At 70.0% G+C, this 8714-nt stretch carries 9 protein-coding genes and 1 pseudogene; 7 read left to right on the top strand and 3 right to left on the bottom strand.

The annotated features are described in order from the left end of the window. The first annotated feature begins 152 nt into the window (after positions 1-152). The 3 genes from N801_RS14750 to N801_RS20355 all read left to right on the top strand — a co-directional run bounded on the left by N801_RS14750 (position 153) and on the right by N801_RS20355 (position 2125). Positions 153-1340 carry an AI-2E family transporter gene (locus N801_RS14750; protein WP_169744281.1) on the top strand — a complete coding sequence of 396 codons (1188 nt, stop codon included), beginning with the start codon at positions 153-155 and terminating at the stop codon, positions 1338-1340. Next, positions 1337-1819 carry a hypothetical protein gene (locus N801_RS14755; RefSeq protein ID WP_052113117.1) on the top strand — a complete coding sequence of 161 codons (483 nt, stop codon included), beginning with the start codon at positions 1337-1339 and terminating at the stop codon, positions 1817-1819. Before N801_RS14750 ends, N801_RS14755 begins: the two co-directional genes overlap by 4 nt. A 93-nt stretch (positions 1820-1912) precedes the next feature. Then, on the top strand, positions 1913-2125 hold the full coding sequence (locus N801_RS20355; protein WP_084109032.1) for a dodecin: 213 nt from the start codon (positions 1913-1915) through the stop codon (positions 2123-2125). 471 nt (positions 2126-2596) lie between these two features. On the opposite strand, the pseudogene N801_RS21785 reads toward N801_RS20355, so the two are convergent. Continuing rightward, positions 2597-2722: pseudogene (locus tag N801_RS21785) on the bottom strand (TetR/AcrR family transcriptional regulator); the annotation flags it as partial. 92 nt (positions 2723-2814) lie between these two features. Between N801_RS21785 and N801_RS14765 the strand changes: the two are divergent. Further along, positions 2815-3291, top strand: a complete 477-nt coding sequence (locus N801_RS14765) for an META domain-containing protein (RefSeq protein ID WP_156996793.1) — start codon at positions 2815-2817, stop codon at positions 3289-3291. 16 nt (positions 3292-3307) lie between these two features. On the opposite strand, the gene N801_RS14770 is transcribed toward N801_RS14765, so the two are convergent. Then, positions 3308-5005 carry a ribonuclease J gene (locus N801_RS14770; RefSeq protein ID WP_035939399.1) on the bottom strand — a complete coding sequence of 566 codons (1698 nt, stop codon included), beginning with the start codon at positions 5003-5005 and terminating at the stop codon, positions 3308-3310. A gap of 311 nt (positions 5006-5316) precedes the next feature. Between N801_RS14770 and N801_RS14775 the strand changes: the two genes are divergently transcribed. Next, positions 5317-5886 carry an NADPH-dependent FMN reductase gene (locus N801_RS14775; protein WP_035939402.1) on the top strand — a complete coding sequence of 190 codons (570 nt, stop codon included), beginning with the start codon at positions 5317-5319 and terminating at the stop codon, positions 5884-5886. Between the two features lie 96 nt (positions 5887-5982). Further along, positions 5983-6528: a dsRBD fold-containing protein gene (locus N801_RS21615; RefSeq protein ID WP_035939406.1), complete on the top strand. Its 546-nt coding sequence runs from the start codon at positions 5983-5985 to the stop codon at positions 6526-6528. 34 nt (positions 6529-6562) lie between these two features. On the opposite strand, the gene N801_RS14785 is transcribed toward N801_RS21615, so the two are convergent. After that, positions 6563-8248, bottom strand: a complete 1686-nt coding sequence (locus tag N801_RS14785; protein ID WP_084109035.1) for an MDR family MFS transporter — start codon at positions 8246-8248, stop codon at positions 6563-6565. A gap of 61 nt (positions 8249-8309) precedes the next feature. Between N801_RS14785 and N801_RS14790 the strand changes: the two genes are divergently transcribed. Continuing rightward, the coding region (locus tag N801_RS14790; protein WP_035939409.1) for a TetR/AcrR family transcriptional regulator at positions 8310-8714 on the top strand (405 nt) is incomplete at its 3' end.

The raw sequence follows: 8714 nt of genomic DNA on the forward strand, positions 1-8714 counted from the left end.
TCGCGACCTCACCGCGACCGCGCGCCGGACCGTGCAGCACGTCATGGCGGCCGGGGCTCGGGCCGCCTGCTGGTTGCCGAGTGTTCGGTGGTTGGATCTGGAAGACTGCCCGCATCCGAGCAGACACCACCTCGGGACTTCTGGGACGAACGATGACCATGTCGACACCCGACGCCACCGACGCGTCGCGATCAGCGACCCCGCCGCCCGTCGAGGATCCGCTCACCGGGGCGGACCTGCACGTCACGGTGAGCTTCGACCGCGCGTCGATCTGGCGCTCGGGGCTGATCCTGATGGGTCTGGGGGCGGCGCTGCTGTTGTTCCTGTGGCTCTTCTCGGTCCTCAGCCACTTCCTCTTCCTGCTCCTGCTGGCCTGGCTGTTCGCCACCGCGTTGGAACCCGGGATCCGATGGCTGGTCCACAGCGGCCGATCGAGGGGGTTCGCAACCGCGGTCGTGGGCGGGAGTGCCATCCTCGTCGCGCTCGCCCTCACCGCCGTCTTCGGGCAGCTGTTCTTCAACCAGATCACCGAGTTCATCCGCGGCCTGCCCGAGCTGACGACCACGGTCATCGACTGGGTCAACACCCAGTTCGGGACGGCGCTCGACCCGACCACGATCTCCGCACAGCTGCGTCTCGACCCCACGGAGATCGCCTCCTGGGCCGGTCCCCTCTCCGGCGGAGTCCTCGAGGCGGTCGGGTCCCTGTCCTCGGTGCTGTTCGACCTCGTCACGGTGCTGGTGTTCGGCTTCTACATCGCCGGGGACGGTCCCAGGCTCGTCCACACTCTCGCCGCGTGGATGCCGCCGCGCGGCCAGGAGGTGTTCGTCACCATCACCGAGATCACGATCGCCAAGACCGGCGGCTATGTCGTCTCCAAGATCGTCCTCGCAGCCGCATCTGCCGTCTTCCACGGCATCTTCTTCGCCGCCATCGGCGTGCCCTACTGGTTGCCGCTCGCCCTGTTCGCCGGCATCACCGCGCAGTTCGTCCCCATCGTCGGGACCTACCTCGGAGTCATCCTGCCCGTCCTCGCGACCGTGTTCATCAGCCCGTGGCAGGGGGTCGCCATCATCGCTTTCGCCGCGGTGTACCAGCAGATCGAGACCTACATCTTCACTCCTCGCGTCAGCGAGAAGACGATGGACGTGAACCCGGCCATCGCCCTGGGCGCGGTGTTCGTCGGTGCTGCCATCTGGGGACCGCTCGGAGCGTTGATCGGCATCCCCCTCGCAGCAGCGGGGGTCGCCGTCCTCGACACCTACAGCCACCGCTACGACCTGGTGCGTGAAGTGCTCCAGGTCGGCACCTCCAGGACCGAACCGGAAGCGACCTCATGACCTCACGCCGCACCACTGACTCCCTGTCCGGCACCTGCGCCTTCCGGCTCATGCCGAACGACCCCCTCGTCGACGGGCCGTCCTCCGCCACACTGACACCCGTGGGAGCGCAGGGCTTCACGCTGCACTACGCGTGGGTGCACCCCGCCGACGGTGAAGAGCAGGGCGTGCTCCTTGTCGGCGGCACCGATGACGCCGGCCGCGTCGAGGGCGCGCTCTTCGACACGTGGCACCAGCAGCCGGGGCTGATGACGCTGCACGGCACCCGCGACGGGGACCGCGTCGAGCTGGCCGGAACCTACATGGAGGAGTGGGGCTGGACGGTGGCCGTCGAGTCCGCCCACGAGGCCGTGACGATGACCATGTGCAACGTCGTGCCCGAGTCGGCCCTGTCCATGGCGCCGCCTGACGGCCCGCCGATGAGCGCCGGCCCGTACGACGTCATGGTCGCCTCGTGGCGTCGGGACCCGGCGAGCTGATCCTCAGCCGCGCCGATGACGGCCCAGCACTCGCGGGTCTACGTTGGTGCCACAGCCGGACGACCGGCGTCCGGCGCGACGCCGGAGGCACCCATGGCCAATCACGTGTACGCGATCTCGGAGCTGGTCGGAAGCTCGCCTGATAGCATTGAGGCGGCCGTGGGGATGGCGCTCACCTCAGCGAACGAGTCGCTTCGCAACCTGCACTGGTTCGAGGTGACCGAGATCCGCGGACACCTCGGGGAGGACGGTCAGGTCGCCGACTGGCAGGTGGGCCTCAAGCTGGGGTTCCGAGTGGAGAAGTGACCTGAGCGTCGGCGTGGTCTCGGCGCGCCGACGGAGGACTAAGGCGGGTGACTCGATGGCCGAAGCGATCGTGCCGGCGAGCAGGACGACGTATTCGTCCGGTTCCCAGCTGGGATAGACCTGCGAGCCGACGACCATGCCGTCGGAGAAGGCCACGACGAGCCCGGCGAGATCTTCGGCCGTACGCGCCCCGACGTGGCTCGGGAGGAGGTCGCCCATCCACGCTGCGATCATGTGGCCGACCTGCTCTCGGACCTGGAGGTAGGCCTCACGGGTCTTGACGTTCTGCTCCCCCGTGTCGAGGAGGACCTGCATGCCGATCCTCAGGAAGGCCGGCATGTCGGAGAACGTGCGCGAGGACTGGCCGAGCACCCGCCGCAGGCCCTCCTCGATCGTCGTGTCGGCGGTGACCTCCCAGCGCGGGACGGTCACCAGCCACCTGGCGAAGCTGGTCCGGATCACCTCGGCGAAGAGGTGGTCCTTGTCCTCGAAGTGCCAGTAGACCGAGCTGACCGGCAGGCCCGACCGCTGGCACACCTGGGCGATGGTCGCTCCGGCAACCCCCCGCTCCCTGGCCAGCTCCGACGCCGCGGCCATGATGCGGTCACGCGCTCGGTGCGGCGGGCGTCGAATGCGGTGCGTTGCTGGCCCGCACTGCCGCGGACGGTCTCGTGCCTCATCCTGTGCTCATGAGCTTCACGCTGCGCCACAGGTGGGTCGCGTTGGCGGCGGTCGTCGCGATCGTGGTCCTGGGTGGGGCGTATGCCGTCCGGCTCGCTCTGCACCGCGCCGCCGACGAGGATGCCGGCTGGCTCGACTCGCTGGAACCGGTCCAGGGCCAGTGGGTGTCGAGCACCGGCTTCGCCCGTGACGGCTCCTCCCCCTGGGCGGCGCCGGTCCGGGTGAGCGTGGACGGAGACGAGCTGCGGTTCGACGTGGGCTGCAACCGGTTGACCGCCACGGCGACGGTCGACCACCACCGGCTCCAGTCCGAGCGCGGTGTCATGTCGACCCTGATCGGCTGTCCACCGGAGGTCGCGGCTCACGAGGCCTGGATTGCGGCGCTCGTCGCCGATCATGCGCAGGTCCAGCTCAAGGGGTCGACGGAGGGGATGATGTTCAGCCTCACCAGCGATGCCGGCTGGATCGGGTTCCTCCGCGACTGAGCGAGCCGCGGGCGGGTCACGCGTCGACGATGACCGGGATGATGAGCGGGCTGCGGCGGTGGGCGCGGTGGACCGCGGACGAGGCAGCACGCCGGACGAGCTCCTCGAGCTGCTCGAGGTCCTCGATGCGGTCGTTGCTCGCCTTGGTGAGCGCCTTCTGGATCGCCGGGGTGGCGGACGAGAAGTCCGTCGCCTCGGGTGGGAAGCCGTGCGCGAGGTACTCCGGGTCCTCGACGAGGGCGCCGGTGTCGGGGTCGACGATGCACACGATGGTCACCACGCCCTCCTCGGCGAGGGTGCGCCGCACGTGCAGGCTCTCCTCGGTGGCGCCACCGACGGTCATGTTGTCCACGTAGACGAGCCCGGCGGGCACGCTCCCCGTGATCCTCGCCCGCCCGTCGACGAGGTCGATGACGCTGCCGTCCTGGGCGATGAGCACGCGCTCGGGGTCGATCCCGGTCCGGATGGCGATATCGGCGTTCGCCCGCAGGTGGCGCCACTCGCCGTGCACGGGGAGGACGTTGGTCGGCTTGATGATGTTGAAGCAGTAGGCGAGCTCCCCCGCGCTGGCGTGACCGGACACGTGCACCTTGGCGTTGCCCTTGTGCACGACGTTGGCGCCCCACCGGGTCAGCTCGTTGATGACCCGGTAGATCGCGTTCTCGTTGCCGGGGATGAGAGAGCTGGCCATGAGCACGGTGTCGCCCTCGGTGATGCTCACCGGGTGGTCCCTGTTGGCCATGCGAGCCAGGGCGGCCATCGGCTCACCCTGGGAGCCGGTGGCGATGATCGCGATCTGGTCCGGCCGCAGGCGGTCGAGCGCCTTGAGGTCCTTGACGACGAGGCCGTCGGGGATGGTGAGGTAGCCGAGCTCACGCGCGATGCCCATGTTGCGGACCATGGAGCGCCCGACGAACGCGACCTTGCGACCGTGCTGCTGGGCGGAGTCGAGGATCTGCTGGATGCGGTGCACGTGGCTGGCGAAGCTGGAGACGATGACTCGCCCCTTGGTGGTGCGGAAGACCGTGTCGATCGCCGGGGCGAGCTCACCCTCGGAGACGGTGAACCCGGGGACCTCGGCGTTCGTCGAGTCGACGAGGAAGAGGTCGACGCCCTCCTCCCCCAGCCGGGCGAAGGCGCGCAGGTCGGTGACCCGGCCGTCCAGCGGGAACTGGTCCATCTTGAAGTCGCCCGTGTGCAGCACCATCCCGGCGGCGGTCCTGATGGCGACCGCGAGCCCGTCGGGGATGGAGTGGTTGACCGCGACGAACTCGCAGTCGAAGGGGCCGAGCTTGCGACGGTCGCCCTCGGCGACCACGACGGTCCTCGGCTTGATGCGGTGCTCGACGAGTTTGGCCTCGAGGAACGCGAGGGTGAGCCGCGAGCCGACGACGGGGATGTCCGGGCGCTCACGCAGGAGGTACGGGACACCGCCGATGTGGTCCTCGTGACCGTGGGTGAGCACGATCGCGTCGATGCGGTCCAGGCGGTCCTTGAGCCAGGTGAAGTCCGGGATGATCACGTCGACCCCCGGCTGGTGCTCGTCGGGGAACAGCACCCCGCAGTCGACGATGAGCAGGCGGCCGGCGTGCTCGAAGACCGTCATGTTGCGCCCGATCTCGCCGAGACCGCCGAGCGGCACCACGCGCAAGCCGTGGGGCGGAAGGGCGGGCAGGGTGTCGGTGGTCTTGCGGCGCGGCCCTCTGCGGCTCATCGGCGTCCCGCCGACCGGAGGAGCGGACGGGCCCGGTGTCCCGGGTGGTCGTGACGAGCTGGTTTCACGTGTGCTCCCATGGGGAAGAGGAAGAGGGTCGCGGCGGAGGCGACGGGTCGGCGACGGTGTCGCATGCCGACCGGGTCGTCCCCCAGTGTCCTCCGCCGTGGCGCGCTGGGCCAACCCGCCCCCACCGACGGGCATGGCATCCGACGACTCTGGTGGTCGGGAACGAATGCTGCGAGGGTGGTCGCAGCCGCGTTCAGCGCACCTCGGCGGCACGTCGGGGTACCCCGTCACGAGGAGTCACCATGAGTACCTTCAAGGTCGCGTACTTCGTCGGCAGCCTGTCGTCGACCTCGATCAACCGCACCCTCAGCCGGGCGCTCATCGCGCTCGCGCCCCAGGACTTCGAGTTCACCGAGATCCCCATCGGCGACCTCCCCCTCTACAGCCCGGACTTCGACGACGACTACCCGCCGGAGGCACGAGCCCTCAAGGAGGCCCTCGCCGCCTCGGACGCCGTCCTGTTCGTCACCCCCGAGTACAACCGGTCGATCCCCGGAGCGCTCAAGAACGCGATCGACTGGGCCTCGCGGCCCTGGGGGCAGAACTCCTTCGACCACATGCCGGCCGCGGTGATCGGGGCCTCGATCGGGCAGATCGGCACCGCAGTGGCCCAGCAGAGCCTGCGTGGTGTCCTGAGCTTCTGCAACGCCCGGCAGATGACGGCACCCGAGGCCTACATCTCCTTCCGACCCGACGTGTACACCGAGTCCGGCGAGGTCACCGACAAGGAGACGGCCGACTTCCTCCGGAACTTCATGGAGGAGTTCCGCACGCACGTCGAGCGGGTCCTCACCGTGATCCCGCGGAGCTGACCTCGGTCCGCGGACCCCACGTCGGGACCTTCGGCTCATGCCACGGCCGCGCCGACCCGGGACGCTGGGAGGACCACGAATCCCAAGGAGGACGCCATGAGAGCCCAGCCCGGAGACCACATCATCCTGGCACCACCCACGGTTGACGGGCCCCTGCGCGAGGGCGAGGTGGTCGAGGCCCGTGGGGCGGACGGCGAGCCCCCCTACGTCGTGAGGTGGAGCGACGGCCACGAGGGCTTCATCTACCCCGGACCCGGTGCGGTGCTGCGCGTCACGCCGTCGGACAAGTCGTCGAAGCAGCTCACGCCACCGGCCGCACCCGCCGAGTCGCGTCAGCAGCCGGAGCAGCACTCCCCCTCCGGGGCCCGCCTGCACGCCCGGGACTGGCACGTGCGGATCAGCGTGCTCGGTGACGACGACGACGCCGAGGCGAGGGTCGTGCTCGTGGCGGACTCCCCGAAGCACCTCACGGCGCACGGGCACAGCCACCGCAGCTCCTCGGACAGGTCGGTTCCCGAGATCGGTGACGAGGTCGCCGTGGCCCGGGCCCTGCGCCGTCTGGCCGACCGACTCATGGAGACGGCCGCCAAGGACATCGAGGGCGTCACCGGCGAGCACGACGTCACCCTGCGCACGCGCTGACCGACGGTCGGCGGGGCGGGAGCTGCCGGGTCGCTCAGACCCCCGCGCCCACCCGAGGGCGCGCCTCGACGTCCGTGTCGACCCGGACGTCGGGTCCGCCCGCCTCCACGCCGGGGACGGACTGGGCCATCGAGTCGAGGAGCTCGTGCCCGACCTCCTCCGCCACCGGGACGTCGTCGACGCTCTCGCGCAGCGGCATGACCCTGATCGCGATCGTCGCGAGCAGCACGACGACCACGACCGGCAGGGCGAGGACGAAGACCTCGTGCAGCTGGTCGGCCAGCCCCTGTCGGACGGCGTCGACGACGACGGGCGGAAGGCCCTCGAGAGCCGTCGGGTCGAGCACCGATCCGGCGCCCGCTGCGCCCGGCGGCATCTGGGCGCCCACGTCGGCCGGCAGGTGCGAGCGGATGGCGCCGGCGAGGCCGCTCGTCATGACCGTGCCGAACACCGCGATGCCCACGGTGGAGCCGACGTTGCGGAAGAACTGCGTCGAGGCGGTCGCCACACCGAGGTCCGAGCGTGAGACGGCGTTCTGCACGACGAGCGTGTACTGCTGCATCGCCATGCCCAGCCCGATGCCCAGCACGACCATCGCCAGGGTGAGCTGGGTCTGGGTCGAGTCGGCTTCGAGGAGGGTCAGCAGGAAGAGGCCGGCGCCCATGATGACGACGCCCGTGACCATGATCGCCTTGTAGCGGCCGGTGCGGGTGATGAGGAGCCCGGACAGGATGCCCATGACGATGAGGCCGAGCATGAGCGGCATGAGGATGAGTCCGGAGTCGGTCGCGCCGACCCCGAGGACACCCTGGGCGTAGACGGGGATGTAGATGATCGAGCCGAACATCACCATGGACACGGCGAAGGCCGCGATGTTGCTGGCCGTGAAGACCGACGACCGGAAGAGGCGCAGCGGCAGGACCGGCTCCTCGGCCCGCAGCTCCACGAGCACGAACGCGACGAGCGCGAGGGTGCCCACGGCATACAGCCCGAGGATCTCGACCGAGCCCCACGGGTAGGTGGTGCCGCCGAAGGACGTCGCGAGCAGGAGGCTCACGAGCGCGACGGTGAGGGTGGCGATCCCGAGATGGTCGATCTTCACCTCCCGGCGCTCGTGCGGCAGGTGGAGGAAGCGCGCGATGACGACCGTCGTGACGATCCCGATCGGCACCGCGGCGAAGAACAGCCAGCGCCAGCCCCAGTGGTCGGTGATGACCCCGCCGGCGAGGGGGCCCGCCACGGACGTGACACCGAAGACGGCACCCATGAGGCCCTGGTACTTGCCGCGCTGCCGCGCCGGGATGATGTCGCCGATGATGGTCTGCGACAGCGGCATGATCGTGCCCATGCCGAGTCCCTGGATGGCCCGGCCGAGGACGAGCAGCCAGAAGTTGCCGGCGAAACCGCTGACGACGGAGCCGAGGATGAAGACGACGAGACCGGCGAGGTAGAAGCCGCGGCGGCCGTACAGGTCCGACAGCTTGCCGACGATCGGCACGGTGATCGCGGAGACGAGCATGGCGGCGGTGGCCACCCAGCTGTAGTGGTCCATGCCGCCGAGCTCGGCGACGATCCGCGGCATCGCCGGGCCGACGATGGTCTGGCTGATCGACGCGACGAGCATGCCGAGCATGAGGCCGACGAAGACGCGCCTCGACTCCGGGGACAGACGGTAGGGCTCGACCGTGTCGCTGAGCGGGACCGGTGCCGGAAGTTGCATGCTGCAAGCATATTCAGTGGTTGCACCCAGTGCAACTTTGCGGACGGTGCATACTCTGAGCATGACGAGCGCAGCCGACGAGGACCCGGCCCCCGAGGCCGGCCTGCGGGACCGCAAGAAGCTCGCCACCCGGGCGCGCATCCACCGCGAGGCCGTGGCCCTCGCCCTCACGCACGGTGTCGACGGCGTCACCGTCGAAGGGATCGCGACGGCGGCCGACGTCGCCCCCCGCACCTTCTTCAACTACTTCGCGACGAAGGAGGACGCGTTCGTCGGCTCCGACCCCGCCACCGCGGAACGCCTCGCCGCCGCGGTCGTGGCGCGACCCGCCGCGGAGGGCGCCCTCACCGCGGTCCGGCACGTGCTCCTGGACCACCTGGCCGCGCTCGAGGCGGACGAGGAGATCTGGCGGATGCGCCGCGAGCTGGCGGTGCGCGAGCCGGCCCTGGCCGCTCGGCTGGCCGGC

The organism is Knoellia aerolata DSM 18566, from assembly GCF_000768695.1.
Lineage (GTDB): Bacteria > Actinomycetota > Actinomycetes > Actinomycetales > Dermatophilaceae > Knoellia > Knoellia aerolata.